This window comes from Actinokineospora sp., assembly GCF_050699995.1.
Lineage (GTDB): Bacteria > Actinomycetota > Actinomycetes > Mycobacteriales > Pseudonocardiaceae > Actinokineospora.
The window spans coordinates 43,015-64,599 of record NZ_JBOHGC010000392.1 but is presented as its reverse complement, the minus strand read 5'-3'; the positions used below and the strand labels follow the sequence as shown (position 1 = coordinate 64,599).

Here is a 21,585-nt window from a genome sequence, read left to right as displayed (position 1 = left end):
CCGGTGGTGGGCTCGTGGAACACCAGCTCCTCGGCGCTGCGCCCGCCCATCGCGAAGACGAGCCGCGCGATCATCTCCGAGCGGGTCATGAGGTCCTTGTCGTCCTCGGGCACGACGAGCGCGTGCCCGCCGGTGCGCCCGCGCGGCAGGATCGTGAGCTTGTAGACCGGCTCCAGGTCGGGCATCGCCCACGCGGCGAGCGCGTGGCCGCCCTCGTGATAGGCCGTGATCTTCTTCTCCTTCTCGGAGATGATCCGGCTCTTGCGCGCGGGACCGCCGATGACCCGGTCGACCGACTCCTCCAGCGCGGCGCCGTTGATCAGCGACCCGTTCTGGCGGGCGGTGAGCAGGGCGGCCTCGTTGAGGACGTTGGCCAGATCGGCGCCGGACATGCCGACGGTGCGCTTGGCCAGGCTGTGCAGGTCCGCGTCGGGCGCCATCGGCTTGCCCTTGGAGTGCACCTCCAGGATCCGCTTGCGGCCCATCAGGTCCGGTGCGGACACCGGGATCTGCCGGTCGAAGCGGCCCGGGCGCAGCAGCGCGGGGTCGAGGATGTCGGGTCGGTTCGTCGCCGCGATCAGGATGATCCCGCCGCGGGCGTCGAAGCCGTCCATCTCGACGAGCAGCTGGTTGAGGGTCTGCTCGCGCTCGTCGTGACCGCCGCCGAGGCCCGCGCCGCGCTGGCGGCCGACCGCGTCGATCTCGTCGACGAAGATGATGCAGGGGGAGTTCTGCTTGGCCTGCTCGAACAGGTCGCGCACTCGCGAGGCGCCGACACCGACGAACATCTCGACGAAGTCCGAGCCGGAGATCGAGTAGAACGGCACGCCCGCCTCACCCGCGACAGCGCGGGCGAGCAGGGTCTTACCCGTTCCGGGCGGACCGTAGAGCAGCACACCCTTGGGGATCTTGGCGCCGAGTGCCTGATACCGCGCGGGGTTCTGCAGGAAGTCCTTGATCTCGTAGAGCTCCTCGACCGCCTCGTCGGCGCCCGCCACGTCGGCGAACGTCGTCTTCGGCATGTCCTTGGGCAGTTGCTTCGCCTTGGACTTGCCGAAGTTGAGGACTCGGTTACCGCCGCCCTGGACGTTGTTCATCATCCACATGAGCAGCAGCAACAGCAGACCCAGCGGGATCAAGAAGATCAGGATCTGGGTCAGGAACGAGTCCTGGGTGACGATCGTCTTGAACTCGGTCCCGGTCTTGCCGATGATCGAGTCGAAGATCTGCGGAGTGGCACCGGCCGGGTACTGGGAGATGATCTTGGTGACCTGCTGCCCATCCTGGTCGATGGGTGTGTTCAGGGTCAGCTTGAGTTGCTGCTCCTTGTCGCCCAGTTCGGCGAGCTTGACGTTGCCGCCTTGGATCTGCGCGACGGCCTTCGACGTGGGCACTGACGTGTACCCACGGGTGTCGTCGAACAGCATGCTGAAGGCGAAGTAGAGCAGCAACACCGCCAGGATCCAGAGCAGCGGGTTGCGAAGCAGGCGCTTGCGGTCCATGCACTTACGGCCGGCGAGCGGCCTCCACCCTCCCTGACTTGCACGCGAGGGCAATGACGACCATTACCCGACCGGGCGGGGCACTCCGGTCCCACCAGAGTACCGCCCGCTTTGTCCCCCTCACCGAATGACGCCCGGTGAGGGGTCCATCGTTGTCAACGCCGACCGGGCGCCGACAGTTCCCAGGTCAGGTTTACGAGGTGTAGACCTTCGGGTCGAGGGTGCCGATGTAGGGCAGGTCGCGGTAACGCTCGGCGAAGTCCAGGCCGTACCCGACGACGAACTCATTCGGGATCTCGAAGCCGACGTACTTCACCGGGACGTCCACCTTGACGGCGTCCGGCTTGCGCAGCAGCGTGACGACCTCAAGGGACTTCGGGCTGCGCGAAGCGAGGTTCTTGAGCAGCCAGGACAGGGTGAGGCCGGAGTCGATGATGTCCTCGACGATCACCACGTCGCGGCCCGCGATGTCGCGGTCGAGGTCCTTGAGGATGCGGACCACGCCGGAGGACGACGTGGCCGAGCCGTAGGAGCTGACGGCCATGAATTCCAACTGGACCGGCACGGGCAGCGCGCGGGCGAAGTCGGTCATGAACATGACCGCGCCCTTGAGGACTCCCACCAGCACCAGGTCGGCGCCGTTCTCCGGGTAGTCGTCGGCGACCTGCTTGGCCAGCTCCGCGACCTTCTCGCCGATCTGCTGTTCGGTGATCAACACGGAGGCGATGTCGCCGTCGTACACGGTGCCCCTCTCAACGGTCATGCTTGTCGCAAATCAGCCTGCCATGCGCGCGCCTCGCCACCAAGCCGCCCGGCAGGGTGGTCCCGCCCTGGCCTCGCCAGTTTCCGACAAGCTCGTCGGCGGCGCGGAGATGCGCGTCGGTCAGTTCGGGGGTGCCCGCGCGGGTCAGCCAGGTGCGCAGGACCCGCCTGCGCAGCGCCGGGGGCGCGGACGTGAGGTCCGCCACTCGCAGGTCGTCGCCGTCCGTGGCGGCTTCAAGGAGGTCCGCGGCGAGGTCGTCCAGGGCGGCGAGGTCCTCACGCAGTTGCGCGGCGGTACGCGCGAGGGCAGCGCTGACGCCACCGTTGAGGACGTCCTCGAGCAGCGGCAGGACTTCCCGGCGGAGGCGCACGCGGGTGAAGCGGGGGTCGAGGTTGTGTGGGTCCTGCCAGGGGGTGAGGCCGAGGGCGGCGCACGCGGCCTCGGTGGTCTGGCGGGTCACGTGGAGCAGTGGCCTGCCCCAAGGCGGATCGATCGGGCGCATCCCGGCGATCGAGCGCGGGCCGGAGCCGCGGCCGAGTCCGAGCAGGACGGTCTCCGCCTGGTCGTCCCGGGTGTGTCCGAGGAGGACCAGGCCGCCATCGGACCCCGCGCGTAGAGCGCCGTAGCGGGCACGGCGGGCGGCTGCCTCCAGACCGCCCGCACCCGAGACGACGACCGGAAGGACACGCACGTCGTCCAGGCCGAGTCCGGTCAGTTGGTCCGCGGTTCGCATAGCCGTGTCGGCCGAGCCCTCTTGCAGTCCGTGGTCGACGGTCAGACCGACTACCCGCAGCCCCATTCGCGAACCGACGTGTTGAGTAGCAGCGGCCAATGCGAGCGAGTCGGCGCCACCGGAGACCGCGACACAGACGTGCGACTCGGGGCTCGCCTCGGTGAGCAGTTTGCGGACGGCCAGCCGGACCTCGGCGACGGCGGAGTGAGGCTTGCCGGTCACGGGTGCGCGACTCGCCGGAGCCAGGCGTCCGGGTCGGTGATCTCCGAACGCAGCGGGAGCGTCTCGGGCGAGGTCCACACCTTGTTGAAGCCGTCCATGCCGACCGCGTCGACGACGTGCTTCGTGAACCGCGCTCCCTCGGCGTACTGCTTCATCTTCGCGTCGACACCAAGAAGGGTGCGCAGCACGCGGTCCAGGACGCCGCCGCCGCGCCTGCGCGCGGTGAAGCGCTGGCGGATGGTCGCGACGCTGGGCACGACGAGCGGCCCGACGGCGTCCATCACGTGGTCGGCGTGGCCTTCGAGCAGGGTCGACAGGGCGATGAGGCGGTCGAAGATCTCGCGCTGCTCGGGCGACTGGAGCAGCTCCATGATTCCCATCGGGTCCGGGCGGGACCGCGCGGCCTTGAGGACCTCGGGCAGCCTGGTGAGGGCGTTGTTCGCGCTGTCGTCGAGCCCGCTGATGAAACTGCCGACCTGGTCGCGGAAGTAGTCGCGCAGCCAGTCGACCGCGGTGAACTGCAGCCGGTGGGTGCATTCGTGCAGGCAGACCCACATCTGGAAGTCGTCGGACGGCACATCGAGGGCGCGCTGCGCGGCGACGATGTTGGGTGCGACGAGCAGGAGCCTGCCGCTGCCGCCGCCGAACGGGTCGTACTGGCCGAGCACCCGGCTGCCGAGGTATGCCAGCACCATGCCCGCCTGCAGGCCCGCGCCGGCCGCGAGGACGCTGCCCGCGACCTTGCCGGGTCGCTGCGGCAGGGCGCCCGCGGTGAGCGCGGCGATGCTGTCGACGGCCGCCTCGACCCAGCCGTCGCGGTCGACGACGTCGCCTTCGAGCAGCGGCAGGTCGTGGCCCAGGCCGGTGAGGTCGCGGACGTGTCCCTCGGCCACCGCGGTGATCTCGCGCAGGTGGGCGACCGTGCGGTCGGCCTCCTCGCGGCTCACGACCGGGCCCGAGGGCACGAGGCGCTGGGCGGTCGAGACCGCCAGATCCCAGTCGACCGGCGAGACCTCGCCCGTCGACCCGGCCATGTCCGCACTGGTCGCCGCGTTCACACCCGCGACGCTACCCGTTATCGGCACCCGCATTGGCGAAGCGTGGCGGCGAGCACGTCCAGCGCGGGCTGGGCCTGCAGCGTGTTCGACGCGTTGGTCATCAGGGCGAACACCAGGAGCCTGCCGTCCTTGTCGAGCACGACGCCCGCCAGCGAGTTCACCTGCAGCGCGGGCAGCGTGCCCGTCTTGGCCCGGACCCAGCCCTTACCCGGCGCGGCACCCTCGGTGTAGCGGTTCGCGAGCGTGCCGCTGCCGCCTGCCACGGGAAGCCCGCCGAGCAGCGGACGCAGCTTGTCGATTCGCGGGTCGGACCCCTCGGGGGCGGCGGCGACCTTGAGCACCTCGGCGAGCAGCGCGGCGGTGACCTTGTTCTGCCCGGACATCCCGCTCGCGTCGTTGAGGGACACCCCGGTGACGTCGAAACCGTTGCTGCGCAAGGTCTCTATGATGGATTTGGTGCCACCGGCGAACGAGGTCTCCTGATTCGTGGCGCGCGCGACCTCGCGGGCGAGGGTCTCCGCCAGCACGTTGTCGGAACTCTGCAACGCGTTGTCGACCAACTCGACGACAGGAGCCGACCGGACCTCGCCGAGCACCTTGGCCCCTGGCGCGGCGGTCGCCTGCGCCTTCGCGGGGACACTGGCGCCGATGCGCTTGGCGAACGCCTCGGCCAGCATGCGGGCGGGGTTGTCCGAGCGCGCGGAGACAGCCTTCGTCGGGTCGGCCCGGGCGCCGTCGAGCATGGCGGGGACGATCGGCGAGATGTAGCCCGCGGGGACGTCGACCGGGTCCCAGCTGGGTTCGACGAGGGGGCCGGTGTAGCGGCCGAGGTCGACGTAGACGGTGTCGACGGGTCCGGCCGCCTTGACCTGGGCCACCAGGTCGTCGAGGTGCGCGGCGCCGGGGTAGACGGAGCTCTTGCCTTGCGGCAGCGAGGAAAGCGTCGGGTCGCCACCGCCGATGATGATCACCGACCCTGGCTTCTCCCCCGCCACCACGCGCGTCGTCAGCTGCTCGGCGTGCGGCAGCGCGAGGAGCGCGGCGGCGGAGGTGAGCAGCTTCGTGGTGGAGGCGGGAACCATCGCGGTGGTCGGGTTCCGCGCGAAGAGGACTTCACCGGACGTCGGGTCGATCACCGTGCCGGTGAGGGTGCCTAGAGCCGGATTGGCCGCGGGGCCGGCGAGCGCGGCCCGCACACCCGCGGCGGTGGGTGCTGGGACGTCGGAGCCAGGGCCGCGCAGGGTCGGGCTGAACTGGACGGCGGGCGCGGGCGGAGCGATCTCGACATCGTCGGCGCCGGCCAAGCCGATCTTCTCGGCAAGACCGGGAACGGCGACGACGGCACCGGCCGCGAGCGCGAGGACCGCGGCGATGACGCCACCGACCAGCAGCCCCTTGCGCTTGCGGGGCTCCTCGGGCCGCTGCTCGGGCTTCGGCTGGTCACCGCCGAGGGTGAACCCGGGGGCGTCGCGGAGCGAGTCGATGTCGGCGGGGTTGACCGGTTCGCGGCGGAGCGAGTCGGGACCGGTGCGTGGCCGAGGCGCGGGCTCCATACCGGGGTAGGACCGCGGTCCGACCCGGCGCGTGGGGTCGTAGGCCTGCGGGCCACGGTTGGGGCCTGAGCCTGGGTGGCCGTGGGCTGGGTGGCGTGGCTGGTTGAAGCCGGAATCGTGTGGGTGGCGCTGGTCGGTGCCGTCCGGCCGACCGCCGGGGCGGCTACCGGGCTGGTTGTCGAGTCGACCGTCGGGCCGGATGTCCGGTCGACCGTCGGGTCGGCGCGGGTCGGGGTGGAATTGGTTCGGGCGCGCCGTGCCGGGAGCGAAATTCGGGTCGCCCGGACGGGACTGGTCCCACCGGGGCGCCTCGTCGGGGTGGCGCTGATCCGGCCGGGCAAGTCCCGAATCAGCGGAGTGGCGTTCGGTGTCCTGGGGCCGCGACGGATAGGGCCTGCCGAACGAGTCGGTGCGCGGCGGGTCGAGTCCGGCGCCGGGCCGCTCGGCGGCAGGGAGGCGGGACAGGTCGAGGTAGGTGGTGCCTGCCTCGAACGCGGCATTGTCCGTGGACTGCCAGGTTCGGTCCTCGATCAGGTCCGGTCCGGGCCCTTGCCACGCCGGTTCCTGCGCCGCGGTGTCCGCGACGGCGGCCGCCGGGCGGTCCTCGGCGCGCCAATCGGGCTCATGGTCCGTGGCGTCTGGACGGTCCTCGCCACGCCAGTCCGGAGCCGGAGTGGCGTCGGGGGCGTCCGTCGTGTGCCATGGCGCGGGTGCCTGACCGTGGTCGGCAGGCTCCGCGATCGACCACGGCGACTCCTGGGCGGCGGTTTCGTCCGCACCGGAACTCTCGGCATGCGAGTCGGCGATAGACCAAGGCGAGGGCGGCGCACTGTCCTCAAAGGAGCGATCTTCGTGGAGCTCCTGCTCGGCCGAGCGCGGTTCGGCCCGGTGGTCATCCTCTGGGGTGTGGTCTTGTTCGGAGTCGGAAGGCCGCCGCACTGGCGCGAAGTAGGTGGTGCTGTCGGCGGCGGGAGCCTGCTCGACCGGCTCGGCTTCGACGGACTCCGAGCGCTGCCAACCCGTTTCGAGCGGCTGTGCCTCCTCGGCCCGCCGAACCGGTGCGAAGTAGGTGGTGCTGTCGGCGGCGGGAGCCTGCTCGACCACCGAATCGTCATCGACCGGCTCCGCGTCGACCGAATCCGGGCGCTGCCAATCGGTTTCGAGCGGCTGCGCCTCCTCGGCCCGCCGAACCGGCGCGAGGTAGGTGGTGCTTTCAGCAGCCGAAACCTCGACCGAGGAGCCCGCCGTGCGGTCCTCATTGGAGTCGGTACGCCCCCAGTCGGCCTCGGGCGGCTGAGACTCGTCCGGACGGCGAACCGGCGCGACGAACGTCGTGCCTTCGGCAGCCGGAGCCTGCTCTACCGCCGAGTCACCGTCATCGTCCCCGCGATGTTCAGCCTCTGGACGGTCCTCGCCTGCCTCCGCCCCAGACACCGATTCATCGAGCGCGGAGTCGGCGGCGAGGTCCGTACGGCGGTCATCCTCGGGGTGGCCCGCCTCGGGAGACTGGGTCTCTTCCGGACCGCTGACCGGCGCGAGGTACGTCGTGCCCTCGGCCACGGGCCCCTGTTCGACCGCGGACTCGACGCGGGCAGGCCCCGACTGCTCCGCATCGGCCGACTCGAACTCGTCAGTCGTCGCCTGGTCCGCGCCTGCCTCGGACTCGCTGAGCTCCGACTCACCCACGCCAGGCGGCTGGGTCTCGCCAAGCTCCGACTGATCCGTGCCAGGCGGCTGGGTCTCGTCGAGTTCGGGCTGGTCGTCCGGCTCGACAGTGTTCGTGGCGTCGGAGTCCGGGATCGGCGCGGCGAGCGTGGGGGCGGCGGGTTCGTCGGCGGTGGCCTCGGCCTGCGGATGGTCCGCCGCGCCGATGTCGGTGCCGATGTCAGTGCCGCGGGGCGGCTCTTCACTCTCGGGTCGCCGAACCGGCCTGAGGTAAGTCGTGCTCTCAGCGACGCCCGTGCCACTGTCATCGGCCTCACCTCCGGGCCCGGCGACATCCTCCGGCCGCGACGCGGTGACGTCCGGGCCCGCGGGACGGGCGGGCTGACGCGGCGGCTGGACGGGCCGGGCGGGAGGCTGGGGCAGGGACGGCCGGGCGATGAACTGGGTCGTCTCGGCTGTGTTCGCCGTGGCCTGCGGGGCGGGTTGGCGGGGCGGGCGCTTGGGCGTGGTCGGCCTGGGCAGCGGCGCCCGGACGACGGTCGGCGGCGGGACCGGTAGCGGGGGCACGGTCGGCCTGCGGGTGGGAATTGTCTTGCTCTCGGGAACCTGCAGCCGCGAGGTCTCGGCGGGTTCTAAATCCGCATCGGTCTCGTCAGTGGGGCCGTCCGCGGCCTCCTCGACTACCGAACTGTCGGGACCCGACACCTCCGGTGTGGGATCGACCTCCGGCTGATCATCCACCGACTGCTCCGGCTCATCGACCGAAACCGGGTCAGGCGCATCGACTTCAGGCTCGTCAATCGAGTCGTCCGGGCCGGACGGCGCCGGTGAGTGGTCGACATCCGGCTCATCGACGACGGACGGTTCATCGACGACGGACCGTTCATCGGAAGCCGAGGGCTCGCCGGCGGACGACTCATCGACAACCGATAGATCGTCATCAACGGGTGGGGCGTCGGAGGCAGGCGGCTTCTCGACGCTGGTGGGCTGATCGTCAGCCTGCGCCTGTCCGCCTGCCTCGGTCTCAGCCGAAACCGGTGGCTCATCGACAGCCTGCTCGACCACGAGCGCTTCCTCAGCGACCGGCGGCTCGTCGCCGACCAGAGACTGCTCGGGTTCATCAGCAGCCGAGGCCTCCGCACCAACAACTGCTTCGTCGGTTACCGGCCCCTCAGAAGCGACCGGTGGCTCCTCATCGACCGCAAGCTCAGCAACCGCGGTGGTGTCTGGGGCCTGTCCATCGTCAGGCTCGTCATCCGCCGCACCATCGCCGGGCTGATCAACAGGATCCGCCCCCACAGCGTCCACATCGACCGGCCGCACCGCAGCCGGGACCGGAAGTTCGGGGTCCACCACCGGGTACCCATGATCGTCCACCAGCCCCGGAACGGGGTCCGGGTCGACCGACGGGAAGGCCTCCACCCCGTCCTCCGTCGGCCACGCGGCCGCCGCGGCCGGCTCAGGCTCACCCACAGCGACCGAATCGGCTGTCGGCCAGGCAAAGTTTTCCGCGGATTCACTCGGCCGGGTGGTTGTCCCTGGGGGAGTTTGGGGGGCCTCTTCGACGTGGGTCTCATCACGTAACGGCGCGTGGTCGGCGGGCTTCGGCGCGGCGGGGACCTCGTCATCGTCGAGCGACGGCCACAGTTCGTCATCGCCCGCGGGCCAGGCGGGAACGGCCGAATCGGTGAGATCCGGGCGTTCCTGCTGCTCAGAGCCCTGCGTTTGAGATGTGCGTCGGTTCGGTTGAGCCGACTGGCCGTGCTCGCGCACCCGCGTTCCTCCCCTACCCCCCGCTGAATCTCACACCCCCACGGACCCAGTTCGGTTCGGGCCATCGGGATGTCGTGGTCCACACTAGTGGCGTAACGAGAACAGCCGAGACGATTGAGGGACGGCGTGGAGTTCGACGTCACCATCGAGATCCCCAAGGGAAATCGAAACAAGTACGAGATGGACCATGAGTCGGGGCGCATCAAGCTCGACCGCACCCTGTTCACCGCCACGCAGTACCCGGCCGACTACGGCTTCGTGGACAACACCCTCGGTGAGGACGGTGACCCCCTCGACGCGTTGGTCTTGGTGCAGGAGCCGACCTTCCCCGGCTGCCTCATCCGCGCCCGCGCGATCGGCATGTTCCGCATGACCGATGAAAAGGGTGGCGACGACAAGGTCCTGTGCGTTCCGGCGCACGACCCGCGCACCGAGCACCTGCGCGACATCCACCACCTGGCGGAGTACCACCGCCTGGAGATCCAGCACTTCTTCGAGGTCTACAAGGACCTCGAGCCCGGCAAGAGCGTCGAGGGCGCCAGCTGGGTCGGTCGGGTCGAGGCCGAGGCCGAGATCAACCGGTCCTACAAGCGACTCAAGGACGAGGGCGGCCTGCACCACTGAGCCACCACGAGAAGCCCCGCACACACCCTGTGCGGGGCTTCTCGCTGTCACAGGCTCCACACAGCGCACACCCAGGGTCCGGGCTGACGATGGACCCATGGACGACCACGACCGCGGACTCGCTTTCGACCTCGCGATTCTGGGCAGACGCCGCATGCTCACCTTGCTGGGCGGAGCCGGACTGAGCGTCCTGGCCGGGTGCAGCACCCCGACAGCGACCCAGCCGACAACGGGGACGACCAGCCCACAGCAGTGCGCCGAGAAGATCCCCGAGGAGACCGCTGGTCCTTATCCGGGCGACGGCGCCAACGGCCCGAACGCCCTCACCGAGTCCGGCATCGTCCGCACGGACATTCGCTCCAGCTTCGGCTCGTCGACGACCACCGCCGCCGGTGTCCCGCTCACCATCGAGCTGACCGTCACGAAGGACTGCGCCCCGCTCAGCCAGGCCGCCGTCTACCTGTGGCAGTGCGACATCGACGGCCGGTACTCGATGTACTCCCCCGGCGTCACCGAGGAGAACTACCTGCGCGGTGTCCAGGAGACCGACGGGTCCGGCAAGGTGCGGTTCACCAGCGTCTTCCCCGGCGCCTACGCGGGACGGTGGCCGCACATCCACTTCGAGGTCTACCCGAGCCTCGCCGAGGCCACGAAGGCGGGCGAGCCGACGGTGACCTCACAGCTGGCCCTGCCCGAGGACGTCTGCGAGACGGTCTACGCCACGGACGGCTACGCCCAGAGTGTCCGGAACCTGCAGCGCTCGTCGCTGGAGTCCGACATGGTGTTCCGCGACGGCCACGACACCCAACTGGCCGCCACGTCAGGCGACGTCGGCAGCGGCTTCACCGCCACCCTCACCATCGCCATCTGAAAAGGCCCCCGGCGCGCGTGAACCGGGGGCCATTCCAAACAGCAGAGCGATCAGTGCACCGCGACCGGCGTGGGGGCGTCCTCCTCGGCGATCCGCTGCAGACCGGACTTGGTCGACAACGGGGTCTCCTTGAGGAACCAGATCAGCGCGAACGCCGCCAGCACCACCACACCGCCGACCAGGAACACCGTGTCCAGCGAGCTGGAGAACCCGGTCAGGATCGGCCGGGCGAGCGTCGGGTCGAGGGTGTTGAGGAACGACGTGTTGTTCAGGTCGATCCCGCCCTGCAGCGACCCGGCGAACTGCGGGTTCTGCGTGAGCGCCTCGGTGAACGCCGGGTCGGTGCGCACCGAGCCGAAGGCGTCGGAGATCCGGTCGCCGACCACGGTGAACAGGATGGACAGGAACACCGCGGTGCCGACCGTGCCGCCGATGGACCGGAAGAACGTCGCCGTGGAGGTGGCCACGCCGATGTCGCGCGGGTCGACGTCGTTCTGGATGGCCAGGATCAGCGGCTGCATGCACAGGCCGAGGCCCGCGCCCGCCAGCACCATGATCAGCATGGTCGCCCACAGCGGGGTGTCGACGCCGATCTGCGCGAACAGGAACAGCGACGCGGCGGTCAGGCCGAGCCCGACGACCGGGTAGATCCGGTACCGGCCGGTCCGGCTGATCATCCGGCCGCTGATGATGGCGGCCGCGAGGATGCCGAACGTCAGCGGCAGCGTCATCAGACCGGACTCGGTCGGCGACGCGCCCTTGACGATCTGCAGGTACAGCGGCAGCGACATCATCATGCCGAACATGCCGACACCCATGACGAAGTTGACCGCGTTGATCAGCGAGAACTGCTTGCCGAACAGCCGCAGCGGCAGCAGTGCGGCGTCGCCCATCCGGCGCTCGTTGAACCAGAACGCGATGAGCCCGACCACGCCGATGCCGTACATCGCGAGGGCGCGCCCGGAGGCCCAGCCCCACTCACGGCCCTGTTCGGCGATGATCAGCAGCGGCACCAGGCCGACGGTCAGCAGGATCGCGCCGAGGTAGTCGACCTTCTGCGGAACCGGCTTGTGCGGCACGTTCAGGTAGCGGGCCACGACGGCCAGCGCGACCAGGGCGATCGGCACGTTGAGCAGGAACACCCAGCGCCAGCCCTCGATGCCCGCGAACGTGCTGAGCCCGGCGAAGAACCCGCCGACCACCGGTCCGGCCACACTGGACAGTCCCCACACGCCCATGAAGTAGCTCTGGTACTTGCTGCGCTCGCGGGGCGCCACCATGTCGGCGATGATCGCCAGCGCCAGCGACATCAGGCCACCGGCGCCGAGACCCTGCACCGCGCGGTACGCGGCGAGTTCGTACATCGAGCCCGCGATGCCGGAGAGCACCGAGCCGAGCAGGAAGAACGAGATCGCCGTCAGGTACATCGGCTTGCGGCCGAAGATGTCGGACAGCTTCCCGTAGAGCGGGGTCGAGATGGTGGCCGTGATCAGGTAGGCGGTGGTCGCCCACGCCTGGATCGTCTGGCCGTGCAGCTGGTCGGCGATCGTCTTCATGGCCGAGGCCATGATCGTCTGGTCCAGGGCCGCGAGCAGCATGCCGAGCATGAGGCCGGACAGGACCGTGAGGATCTGCCGGTGGGTCAGTTGCCCTGGTGCCGCGTCCGAGGTCGTCGGTGCGGTCATTGGTGCCCCCCTTCGGAACGCACCGGTTGGGCGCATTCGCTGATCAGAGTCGGTAGGTAGTCGTCGTGGTCGCTGAGGAAGCGCTCGAACAGCTCGATGAACTGGTCGAGGTCAGCTGGTTCCCAGTGGCGCACCATCCGGGCCAGGGACACGGCGAACCGTGCCCGGTTGGCTTCCAGGAGGGCGAGGCCTTCGGGGGTGGCGGCGAGCAGGCTGGCGCGGCCGTCTTCCGGGTCCGCGCGGCGTTCGACAAGGCCGTCCTTGACCAGGGTGGCTACTTGTCGGCTGACTGTCGACGGGTCGGAGTGGATCGCCCCCGCGAGCACACTCGACCGAACCGGGCCCAGCATCACCAGTGTCTTCAGGACGATGATCGCCGAGCGGTCGACGCCCGCCTTGCTCATCCGCGCCGAGACCGTGGCCTGCTGTTTGCCGAACGCGAAGAGCACGCTCGCCAGTCGCTGGCCGTTTTCCAGGTCGCGGTCAGTGAGCGGCGCTGTCTCGACTTCCGAGGCGGCCATGACTGCTCCTACTTGCTTGCATCATCCAATTAGTTGGTCGATACAAGCATGCACTTTTAAGTTGGTGCATGCAACTTGTTTTTCGTGTGACGTCAGACCCAGCCCGGCATCGGGTAGCCGGCCAGCAGTTCGCGCACCTCAGCGGCCACGGCGTCGATCTCGGCCTCGTCGCTCGCCCCGACCGCGCGGTCGATCCACTCCGCCAGCTGCGGCATCTGCTCCACGCCCAGGCCGCGGGTGGTGATCGCGGCGGTGCCGAGCCGGATGCCGGACGGGTCGAACGGCTTGCGCGGGTCGAAGGGCACGGAGTTGTAGTTCAGTTCGATCCCCGCGCGATCCAGCGCCTGCGCGGCGGGCTTGCCCGCGACGCCCTTGCTGGTCAGGTCGACCAGGATCAGGTGGTTGTCGGTGCCGCCGGAGACCAGGTCGAAGCCGCGCTCGGTCAGCGCGCCGGCGAGAGCCTTGGCGTTGGCGACGATCCCGGCCGCGTAGTCGCGGAAGTCCGGCCGGGCGGCCTCGGCGAGCGCCACGGCGATGGCGGCGGTCGTGTGGTTGTGCGGACCACCCTGCAGACCGGGGAACACGGCCTTGTCCAGGGCCTTCGCGTGCGCGGCGTCGGACATCAGGATCGCTCCGCGCGGACCGCGGAGAGTCTTGTGCGTGGTGGTCGAGATGATCTGCGCGTGGCCCACCGGCGAGGGGTGCGCGCCACCGGCGACCAGTCCCGCGATGTGCGCGATGTCGGCGACGAGCACGGCGTCGACCTCGCGGGCGATCTCGGCGAACGCCGGGAAGTCGATCGTGCGCGGGATCGCGGTGCCGCCGCAGAAGATCAGCTTGGGCCGCTCGGCGAGCGCGAGCGCACGCACTTCGTCGAAGTCGACCCGGCCGGTGTCCTGGCGCACGCCGTACTGCACCGGGCGGAACCACCGGCCGGTGGCCGAGACGCTCCAGCCGTGGGTCAGGTGGCCGCCCGCGGGCAGCGCCATGCCCATGACGGTGTCGCCGGGGTTCGCCAGAGCCAGGTAGACCGCGAGGTTCGCGGGTGAGCCGGAGTACGGCTGCACGTTGGCGTGCTCGACGCCGAAGACGTCCTTGGCCCGCTGGATCGCCAGCTTCTCGACCTGGTCGATGTACTGCTGGCCCTCGTAGTAGCGCTTGCCCGCGTAGCCCTCGGAGTACTTGTTCGTCAGCACCGTTCCGGTCGCCTCGAGCACCGCGGTGGAGACGTAGTTCTCCGAGGCGATGAGCCGGATCTTCTCGAACTGCCTGCGGGCCTCGCCCTCGACCAGCTCGGCGATGGCGGGATCGGACGCGGCGAGGCGCGACAGCGCGGGCTCATGCATGTCCCCGATTCTATCGCGGGTGGCCAACCGAAGTTACCGGCGAGTAATGTGCGCTCCATGAGCACTGACTACGGCTGGGTCGCCGACGCTATGAAGAAGACCGTCCCCTGGGTCACCACGGCGGGCGTGGAGTTCACCGAGGTCGCCGCCGACCGGGTGGTGTGCGAGCTGACCGACGTCGAGAACCATCGCAACCACGTCGGCGGACCGCACGCCGCGGTGATGTTCGGGCTGGCCGAGACGGCGTCCGGCGCGGTCGGCCTGGCGTCCTTCTCCGAGCAGATGGGTCGCGCGACCCCGCTGGTCGTCAGCTCCGAGATCCGCTACAAGAAGCTCGCGCGCGGCAACCTGACGGCGGAGGCCGTCCTGGCCCGGCCCGCCGCCGACGTGATCGCCGAACTCGACGCCGGACAGCGCCCCGAGTTCGCCGTCGACTGCACGATCCGCAACGCCGAGGGCGTCACCACCGCGGAGATGACCGTGCTCTGGACGCTCAAGCCGATCAAGGCCTAGCGAACTCAGCTCAAGACGGTCTGCTGGGTCGGGGTAGCGCGAGGGCCGCGTCGAGATCGGTGTGGGCCTCGGGGTGCTTGTCCCACCACTTCCCGTACGTCGGGTTGCGTTCCACGATCGAGCGGTAGGCGTGGGCGACGCAGGCGTAGACCTCCTGCCTGCGGGCGGCGAACATCCCGTCGAGCCGGATGACCACGACCACGGGCACGGTCAGGACCGAACCACGCAACGGCCGGATGACGAACCCCGGCCCGCCGAGTGAGGCGGGCTGGGCCAGGCAGACCGCGCCCGCCGCGGCCAGCGCCATCGCCGTGCGGCCCTCGGTGACGTGGTGGGTGATGCGCGGGGTGAAGCCGAGCGACTCGCAGGTCGAGCGGAACCGCAGGCGCATGCTGTCCTGGTCCGGCGGGGGCACGACCCAGTCGAGGTCGGCCAGGTCGACCAGGTCGATCTCGTCCTGCTCGGCGAGCGGGCTGTCGGCACTGAGCGCGACGAACTGCGGCTCCTCGACGATCGTGCGGACTTCGACGTCGGTCAGCGTCCGGTGCTCCATGCCCTCGAACTTCTCGAAGATGGCGAGGTCGGCCTGCTTGGCGACGACAAGGTCGAGCAGCGCGGGGGCCGACGAGTCGATCTCCGTGCGCAGTTCGGCGGCGAACCAGGCCCGCAGTTCGCTGATCAGCGCGCTGGTGAACAGCAGCGGCGTCGAGGCGATGACCAGGGGCGTCTTCCCCGGCTGGCGCACGTGGGAACGGGCGGTGGCCAGCAGCGCGGACATGTCCTCCAGCACGATCCGGGCCGAGCGGACCACGCTGCGGCCCAGCTCGGTCGGCACGCTTCCGTTGGGTGAACGCCGGAACAGCTCCCCGCCGATAAGCCGCTCGATCGAGCGCAGCTGCGCGGTCAACGCGGGCTGGGTGACGCCGAGCCGGATCGCGGCCCGGGACACGCTGCCCTCGTCGGCGATGGCGCAGATCGCCCGCAGGTGACGGATCTCAAGTTCGGCCATAAGACCAATTGATACCTGGATCGGATGTGAGCCGGCTACCGGAACAGCCGATATTGCGAACACAACTTCATTGCTGTTCGCATCCCTTCGCCCCGGGCTTGGCCGGCCGCACCCGGCCAGGCCCGAGGCGAAGGGCTTTGTAGGGTCGGATGATGAAGCTCGACTCCGGCGGCTACACCAAGACCGTCTCCCAGGCCGCCGACGCGATCGTGGCCGCCGAGGCAGCCGGGTACGACGGCGCCTGGGTCGCCGAGACACAGCTCGACCCGTTCCTCGCGCTGGCCGTCGCCGCGGACCGGACTTCGGATCGAACTGATCACCGGGATCGCCGTGGCCTTCGCCCGCAACCCGATGACGGTCGCCGTGCAGGCCAACGACTTGCACGGACTCTCCGAGGGCCGGTTCGTGCTCGGGCTCGGGTCGCAGATCCAGCCGCACATCACCAAGCGCTTCGGCATGCCGTGGTCGAGCCCGGCCGCCCGGATGCGCGAGTTCGTCCTCGCCGTGCGCGCCATCTGGCGGGCCTGGGAGACCGGCGAGCGCCTGGCGTTCCGCGGCGAGTTCTACAAGCACACGCTGATGACGCCGTTCTTCGACCCGGGCCCCAACCCGCACGGCAACCCGAAGATCTACCTCGCCGCCGTCGGCCCACGGATGACCGAGGTCGCGGGCGAGGTCGCCGACGGCATGCTGTGCCACAGCTTCACCACCGAGCGGTACCTGCGCGAGGTCACCCTCCCCGCGATCGAACGCGGCCGGGCCACAGCCGGGAAGCCGTCGGCGGGCTTCGAGATCAGCGGCCCGTCGTTCGTCGTGACCGGGTCGTCGGAGGAGGAGATGGCGTCGGCGGCCGCCGAGGTGCGCAAGCAGATCGCCTTCTACGGCTCGACCCCCGCGTACCGGCCCGTCCTCGAACTGCACGGCTGGGGCGACCTGCAGGACAACCTCAACGCCCTGTCCAAGCGCGGACGCTGGGACGAGATGGCCGCCCTGATCGACGACGAGGTGCTCACCACGTTCGCCGTCGTCGGCGCGCCGGAGGAGGTGGCCACCGAGGTGGTCCGCCGCTACGGCGATGTGGCGCACCGGATCACGCTGACGGCCGCGCACGCACCGGACCCCGCTCGCTGGGAGCGGGTGTTCCGGGCGATGCGGTCTAGGTGAATCGGATCAGTGCGGAACCGGCGAGGACGAAGAAGACCAGGATGACCAAGGTGCTCGAACTGCCGCCCATGGAGCTGGTGACGAGCTGGTCGACGGCGCCGGTCAGAAGGATGCCGCACTCGGCGGCGATCAGGTGGCGGCCGGGCACGATCTTGCTGAACTGGACCTTCGTCCGGAACTCGCCCTGACCGTCCGCGACGGTCGCGCCGACCTTCTCGCCACCCGACGTGAGCAGGACTGTGTGATTAGGATCACAGCCGCGGCCGGTGGCTTCGAGGGAGTCGCCGGGCTGAATGGCCTCGCGGTCGAGCTTGAGATCGCGCTTGGGCTCGGGGACGTCGGTGATCACGGGTGTCGTGGTGGGAACGTCCGTGGTCGACGGCGTGGTTTCCGTCGTCGTGGTGACCGGCGTGGTCGTGGTCGTCGTCGGCCGCGTGGTCGTCGTGGTCGGCCGGGGACGGGATGTCGTGGTCACGACCGGCGGGTTGGTCGTGACCACGGGCGGATTCGTGGTCGTGGTGACCGGCGGCCTGCTCGTGGTCGGGGGCGCGGTCACTCGGAACGCGGCCTTGCCGAACGAGGTCTTGCCGGAGCAGGAGAATTCGACGGTGTGCGAACCCACCGTCGCGTTCGACGGCACCGTGGCGGGCACTGAACCGCTGATCGCGACCATCTCGGCGATCTGCGCGCCATCCCACAGGATCCGGATGTCGCGGCAGGGGGCGTTGCTCCAGCTGGCGGTGAAGGAGCTGCCCACCGGACCGTAGTTCGGCTTGATGGCGTACGTGGGCGACGGCTGCTGCGAAGTGGTCTGGGCGGAGGCCTGGGTCACTGGCAGAACCACTAGCGTCACGACAACTGTCGCAACGACGATGGCCACTAAGCGTCTAACACTGCGCACGGCTACTTCCCTCGTCCGATGGAACGCTCCGGCGAGTATCAACTCGCTGTAGCATTCCGCCTCAATCGGGCCCGTTCAACTAGGGGTTATCCCATGGGACGTCTTATCGCGGCGGCGGTTGCCCTTGTGACGGCAGCGCTGGTCTTGGGCGCGTCCCCAGCTGCCGCCCAGGATGGCGACGAGCCACTCAGAGTCACCGTCACCATCGATGGCAAGAACATCGATGGCCGGACCGTCACGCTCGACCCCCGCAAGGTCGCCGAGCTGTCGATCACGGCCGAGAACCCCGGGTCGAAGCCGCAGAAGGTGCGGCTGATCAGGGTCTCCGGTGTGGCGCTCGCCCTGACCTTCTACGCCTACGACACCACCCTCCCGTTCGAGGTCCCGGCCCGCGGCCGGACCACCCGGACGTTCCCGCTCGACGTGCGTGACCTCGACGGGCAGGCGATCGGGCTGCTCCCGACCTCGGTCACCCTGCTCGACGACGACCGCAACGTGCTCGGCGGCGCGAAGACCGTGGCCGACGTGCAGGGGTCGTTCTGGTCGGTCTACGGCGTGTTCGGCTTGGCCATGCTGGTGCTGACCGCGCTGACCTGGGCGGGCGCCCTGCTCGCCCTCGCCCGCCACCGCCTCTCGCCGAACCGGTTCCGCCGGGCGCTGCGGTTCCTGCCCGCGGGCATCGGCACCGGCCTGGTCGCGGTCGTCACGCTGTCCGTGCTGCGCCTGGTGCCGCCGGAGGTCGAGGTGGAGATCCCGATCGTGCTGGGTGCGGCGCTGATCGCGATGGCCTTGGGCTTCCTGACCCCGCACCCGGTGCCGGACGCGCCCGCCGCCGCCCCGGTCCCCGACGACGGCCGGACCGTGAGCCTGACGACCCAGCACCTCGAGCCCCAAAGGTGGCCTGAATGACCGCACCCGCGGGTCTCGCCTCGGCACTGCCGCAGTACAGCGTCGGCGACAAGATCGGCTCCGGCGGCATGGGCGTGGTGTACGAGGGCGTGCACCGCTCGCTCGGCAGGCATGTGGCGATCAAGCAGCTGCCTGCCGACCTCATCGGCGACCCGGACGTCAACGCCCGGTTCGACCGTGAGGCGCGGGTGCTCGCGAGCCTCGACCACCCGCACATCGTGCCGGTCTACGACTACGTCCAGACCGGCCGGGACAACCTGCTGGTCATGGAGAAGCTCGACGGCGGCACGGTCTACTCCAAGTTCCACGACGAGGGGCTGACCGGCGAGCAGTCCTGCGCGATCGCGCTGGCGATGCTGGGCGGCCTGCACGCGGCCCACGCGGCGGGAGTGCTGCATCTCGACGTCAAGCCGAAGAACTTGCTCTTCACGTCGGCGGGCGTGATGAAGGTGGCCGACTTCGGGATCGCCCAGGTGGTCAGCGAAGGCGCCACGATGATGACCCACGCGGGCGAGGTGCTCGGCACCCCGGCGTACATCGCGCCGGAACAGGCCATGGGCAACCCGCTCAGCCCGGCCGCCGATGTGTACGCGGCGGGCACAGTCCTCTACGAACTGCTGTGCGGCGAACTGCCCTACGACCGCACCCGCGGTGCCGTGAGCATGATGCGGCAACGCATCTTCAACGACCCGCAGCCGCTGCCGAGGGTGCCGGACCCGCTGTCCACAGTGGTCATGCGCAGCCTCGCCCGGGACCCGCTGCACCGCTACCGCGACGCCGAGGCGTTCGCCGTCGACCTCAGCGCGGCGGCGACCGCGGTGTTCGGCCCGGGCTGGCTGGAGCGCTCCCGCGTGCCGGTCCACCTGGGGCCGCGGGTCATGGGCAGCATCACCCAGCAGCTGCACCGCCAGCCCGACGCGGCCACCATCGTCACCCCGCCGGTGCGGGGCACCGTCCACGAACCGACCCGCTCGATCGACTTCGCCGAGGCCCGCGGCCGTGGTCTGCGCCCGGCAAGCGAACTGCTCAGCCAGGGCCCGTCGCCGCTGTGGCCCGGCCTGGTCGCCGCGGTCGCGGTGATCGTCTTGGCCGTCCTGCCGTTCATGGCTCCGAAGACGTTGGCGCACAAGGACGACGGCCAGGGAATCACGATCGACGGTCAGCCGATGAGCGCACAGGTGTCGCTCAACCTGAGCGAACCCATCGTCGTCACCGGCAAAGCCTCCGGCCCGACCGGCATACTGCTCGAACTCAACGCGGCGGGGATCCCGATGGGCGGGCGCCAGTTGCCGGAGGTCGTGCCGAACGCGGACGGCACGTTCCAGGCGACGGTGAAACCCGACGCGATCATGCGCTGGACGGTCGGCGGCGCGGCGACCGGCGAGATCACGATCGGCGACCAACCCGTGCAGCGATTCACGGTGGTCAGCGAGCCGCACCCGATGGCCAGCGTGATGGGTTCGGGCAGCCTGTTGCTCGGCCTGTTCGGCTTGGCCTACATCGAGTCGACCATGCGCACCCTGCGCCGAGGACACCGCCGCCCGGCGGCCCCGTTCACCGCGCTGCCGCTGGGCGCGCTCGTGGGCGCCGCCGTGTGGCTGCTGGTCTCGGTCCTGACCACCCGCGAACCGTCCCTCACCTACGGCATCGCCGCCGCCGCCGTGGGCGCGCTCGCCGCCTCGAGCCTCGTCCTCGCGACCGCGTGGTCGGCCCGCAGGCGGTCGGCCTAGGCGAGCCGGTAGCGCAGGCTGTCGATCTGGTCCTGCTCGACCTGCGCGAGCGTGAGGTTCGGGTCGCCCAGGTGCGCGAGCGTGACCTCGGCCGGGCTCGGCTGCGCGTCGGCGGCGGGCCAGGTCTCCGGCTTCCACACCCCGGACCGCACGAACGCCTTGGGGCAGTGGGTGAACACCTCGTCGGGCGTCACCACCAGCGCCGACCGCGGCGGCTTGCCCACGTTGGTCAGCTCGGCGAGCAACTTCGGCCGCGCCGAGACGCAAGCGCGCCCATTGACTCGCAACGTCTGCCCGCGTCCGGGAATCAGGAAGATCAACCCGAGCCGGCCGGTCTCCACCACGTTGCGCAGGGTGTCGATCCGCCGGTTGCCCGTGGCGTCGGGAATGACCATGGTGCCGTCGTCGAGAACGGACACGAACCCGGCGGGCCCGCCGCGCGGCGTCACGTCACAGCGGCCCTGGGCGTCGGCGCTGGCCAGGAACACGATGGGCGAACAGGCGATCAGCCTGCGCGCCATCTCATCGAGCGCGGGGATCTCCTTGCTCGCGGCCGCGCCCGACGGCAGCTCGTAGATCTCACGGAGGGCGTCGGCGCTGGTGATCGCGTCGGAGAACAGATCATGAGTCACTCGCTTCAACCTACGTGGTGCGAGGACAGCCGAGAGGCGACGAACCTGTGGAACGAATCACAGGGACTGCCGGTTGGGAGGCGCCGAAAGCGCGACCGCGCCTCACTCGGGCGAGTGATCCTTGCCGACTGCCCACACCCCGGCCGGGCGCAGACAACCGAACCGGCTAGTCGGGCAGTTGGTCACGCAAGACGAGTCAGGCCCCGTCCACACCAGCGCGTGGACGGGGCCTGACCTGCGAGCCGCCTAAGGGAGTCGAACCCTTGACCTATTCATTACGAGTGAATCGCTCTAGCCGACTGAGCTAAGGCGGCGTGCCGACGGCAACTATACCGGGTGCGAATCGCGTCACCGGAGGGGCCTAGTGTCGTTCAATCCATAGCCGGTCCGCGTGGATCCGCCCGAGGAGGA

At 69.9% G+C, this 21,585-nt stretch carries 16 protein-coding genes, 1 tRNA gene and 1 pseudogene; 6 read left to right on the top strand and 12 right to left on the bottom strand.

The features are described 5' to 3' along the window. The 5 genes from ftsH to dacB all read right to left on the bottom strand — a co-directional run. On the bottom strand, positions 1-1,502 hold a 1,502-nt coding region (ftsH, locus tag ACRDSQ_RS19480), incomplete at its 3' end, for an ATP-dependent zinc metalloprotease FtsH (RefSeq protein WP_431423010.1). 193 nt (positions 1,503-1,695) lie between these two features. Beyond that, positions 1,696-2,244: a hypoxanthine phosphoribosyltransferase gene (gene hpt, locus ACRDSQ_RS19475; protein ID WP_431423018.1), complete on the bottom strand. Its 549-nt coding sequence runs from the start codon at positions 2,242-2,244 to the stop codon at positions 1,696-1,698. 10 nt (positions 2,245-2,254) lie between these two features. Continuing rightward, positions 2,255-3,220, bottom strand: coding sequence for a tRNA lysidine(34) synthetase TilS (gene tilS, locus ACRDSQ_RS19470; protein WP_431423009.1), 966 nt, complete (start codon positions 3,218-3,220; stop codon positions 2,255-2,257). Further along, positions 3,217-4,254, bottom strand: a complete 1,038-nt coding sequence (locus ACRDSQ_RS19465) for a zinc-dependent metalloprotease (RefSeq protein ID WP_431423017.1) — start codon at positions 4,252-4,254, stop codon at positions 3,217-3,219. Before ACRDSQ_RS19465 ends, tilS begins: the two co-directional genes overlap by 4 nt. A 41-nt stretch (positions 4,255-4,295) precedes the next feature. Next, a complete protein-coding gene (gene dacB / locus ACRDSQ_RS19460; RefSeq protein ID WP_431423008.1) occupies positions 4,296-8,969 on the bottom strand; it encodes a D-alanyl-D-alanine carboxypeptidase/D-alanyl-D-alanine endopeptidase in 4,674 nt (1,557 codons plus the stop codon). 426 nt (positions 8,970-9,395) lie between these two features. Between dacB and ACRDSQ_RS19455 the strand changes: the two genes are divergently transcribed. Together ACRDSQ_RS19455 and ACRDSQ_RS19450 are read left to right on the top strand one after the other, a co-directional pair. Beyond that, positions 9,396-9,893: an inorganic diphosphatase gene (locus ACRDSQ_RS19455; RefSeq protein WP_431423007.1), complete on the top strand. Its 498-nt coding sequence runs from the start codon at positions 9,396-9,398 to the stop codon at positions 9,891-9,893. Positions 9,894-9,990: 97 nt separating this feature from the next. Then, complete coding sequence (locus ACRDSQ_RS19450) at positions 9,991-10,764, top strand: intradiol ring-cleavage dioxygenase (protein ID WP_431423006.1); 774 nt, start codon at positions 9,991-9,993, stop codon at positions 10,762-10,764. Positions 10,765-10,814: 50 nt separating this feature from the next. Here ACRDSQ_RS19450 and ACRDSQ_RS19445 read toward each other — a convergent pair whose 3' ends face one another. From ACRDSQ_RS19445 to glyA, 3 genes are all read right to left on the bottom strand, one after another. Then, positions 10,815-12,449, bottom strand: coding sequence for an MDR family MFS transporter (locus ACRDSQ_RS19445; RefSeq protein WP_431423005.1), 1,635 nt, complete (start codon positions 12,447-12,449; stop codon positions 10,815-10,817). Then, positions 12,446-12,970 carry a MarR family winged helix-turn-helix transcriptional regulator gene (locus ACRDSQ_RS19440; RefSeq protein ID WP_431423004.1) on the bottom strand — a complete coding sequence of 175 codons (525 nt, stop codon included), beginning with the start codon at positions 12,968-12,970 and terminating at the stop codon, positions 12,446-12,448. Before ACRDSQ_RS19440 ends, ACRDSQ_RS19445 begins: the two co-directional genes overlap by 4 nt. A 92-nt stretch (positions 12,971-13,062) precedes the next feature. Next, positions 13,063-14,316 carry a serine hydroxymethyltransferase gene (gene glyA, locus ACRDSQ_RS19435; protein WP_431423002.1) on the bottom strand — a complete coding sequence of 418 codons (1,254 nt, stop codon included), beginning with the start codon at positions 14,314-14,316 and terminating at the stop codon, positions 13,063-13,065. Between the two features lie 57 nt (positions 14,317-14,373). On the opposite strand from glyA, the gene ACRDSQ_RS19430 reads away from it, so the two are divergent. Continuing rightward, on the top strand, positions 14,374-14,829 hold the full coding sequence (locus tag ACRDSQ_RS19430; RefSeq protein ID WP_431423001.1) for a DUF4442 domain-containing protein: 456 nt from the start codon (positions 14,374-14,376) through the stop codon (positions 14,827-14,829). Between the two features lie 10 nt (positions 14,830-14,839). Here ACRDSQ_RS19430 and ACRDSQ_RS19425 read toward each other — a convergent pair whose 3' ends face one another. After that, positions 14,840-15,838 carry a LysR family transcriptional regulator gene (locus ACRDSQ_RS19425; protein ID WP_431423000.1) on the bottom strand — a complete coding sequence of 333 codons (999 nt, stop codon included), beginning with the start codon at positions 15,836-15,838 and terminating at the stop codon, positions 14,840-14,842. A gap of 149 nt (positions 15,839-15,987) precedes the next feature. Here ACRDSQ_RS19425 and ACRDSQ_RS19420 point away from each other — a divergent pair. Next, positions 15,988-17,002 (top strand): annotated as a pseudogene (locus tag ACRDSQ_RS19420) (TIGR03617 family F420-dependent LLM class oxidoreductase). Here ACRDSQ_RS19420 and ACRDSQ_RS19415 read toward each other — a convergent pair. Beyond that, positions 16,995-17,834, bottom strand: a complete 840-nt coding sequence (locus tag ACRDSQ_RS19415) for a hypothetical protein (RefSeq protein WP_431422999.1) — start codon at positions 17,832-17,834, stop codon at positions 16,995-16,997. The pseudogene ACRDSQ_RS19420 and the gene ACRDSQ_RS19415 sit on opposite strands and share 8 nt — an antisense overlap. 162 nt (positions 17,835-17,996) lie before the next feature. On the opposite strand from ACRDSQ_RS19415, the gene ACRDSQ_RS19410 reads away from it, so the two are divergent. Both ACRDSQ_RS19410 and ACRDSQ_RS19405 read left to right on the top strand, forming a co-directional pair. Further along, positions 17,997-18,812, top strand: coding sequence for a hypothetical protein (locus tag ACRDSQ_RS19410; RefSeq protein WP_431422998.1), 816 nt, complete (start codon positions 17,997-17,999; stop codon positions 18,810-18,812). Further along, positions 18,809-20,542, top strand: coding sequence for a serine/threonine-protein kinase (locus tag ACRDSQ_RS19405; RefSeq protein WP_431422997.1), 1,734 nt, complete (start codon positions 18,809-18,811; stop codon positions 20,540-20,542). Before ACRDSQ_RS19410 ends, ACRDSQ_RS19405 begins: the two co-directional genes overlap by 4 nt. Here the strand turns inward: ACRDSQ_RS19405 and ACRDSQ_RS19400 are convergent. Beyond that, positions 20,539-21,174 carry an MSMEG_1061 family FMN-dependent PPOX-type flavoprotein gene (locus ACRDSQ_RS19400; RefSeq protein WP_431422996.1) on the bottom strand — a complete coding sequence of 212 codons (636 nt, stop codon included), beginning with the start codon at positions 21,172-21,174 and terminating at the stop codon, positions 20,539-20,541. The two genes, ACRDSQ_RS19405 and ACRDSQ_RS19400, sit on opposite strands and share 4 nt — an antisense overlap. Before the next feature lie 240 nt (positions 21,175-21,414). Then, positions 21,415-21,488, bottom strand: a tRNA-Thr gene (locus tag ACRDSQ_RS19395). Positions 21,489-21,585 lie beyond the last annotated feature (97 nt).

What these genes read in the sequence shown, in the direction of transcription:
- ACRDSQ_RS19405 (WP_431422997.1), top strand. Translation starts at nt 18,809, where the DNA reads ATGACCGCACCCGCGGGTCTCGCCTCGGCACTGCCGCAGTACAGCGTC.
- ACRDSQ_RS19450 (WP_431423006.1), top strand. Translation starts at nt 9,991, where the DNA reads ATGGACGACCACGACCGCGGACTCGCTTTCGACCTCGCGATTCTGGGC.
- ACRDSQ_RS19445 (WP_431423005.1), bottom strand. Translation starts at nt 12,449, where the DNA reads ATGACCGCACCGACGACCTCGGACGCGGCACCAGGGCAACTGACCCAC.
- ACRDSQ_RS19465 (WP_431423017.1), bottom strand. Translation starts at nt 4,254, where the DNA reads ATGGCCGGGTCGACGGGCGAGGTCTCGCCGGTCGACTGGGATCTGGCG.
- ACRDSQ_RS19410 (WP_431422998.1), top strand. Translation starts at nt 17,997, where the DNA reads ATGGGACGTCTTATCGCGGCGGCGGTTGCCCTTGTGACGGCAGCGCTG.
- ACRDSQ_RS19430 (WP_431423001.1), top strand. Translation starts at nt 14,374, where the DNA reads ATGAGCACTGACTACGGCTGGGTCGCCGACGCTATGAAGAAGACCGTC.
- ACRDSQ_RS19440 (WP_431423004.1), bottom strand. Translation starts at nt 12,970, where the DNA reads ATGGCCGCCTCGGAAGTCGAGACAGCGCCGCTCACTGACCGCGACCTG.
- glyA (WP_431423002.1), bottom strand. Translation starts at nt 14,316, where the DNA reads ATGCATGAGCCCGCGCTGTCGCGCCTCGCCGCGTCCGATCCCGCCATC.
- ACRDSQ_RS19425 (WP_431423000.1), bottom strand. Translation starts at nt 15,838, where the DNA reads ATGGCCGAACTTGAGATCCGTCACCTGCGGGCGATCTGCGCCATCGCC.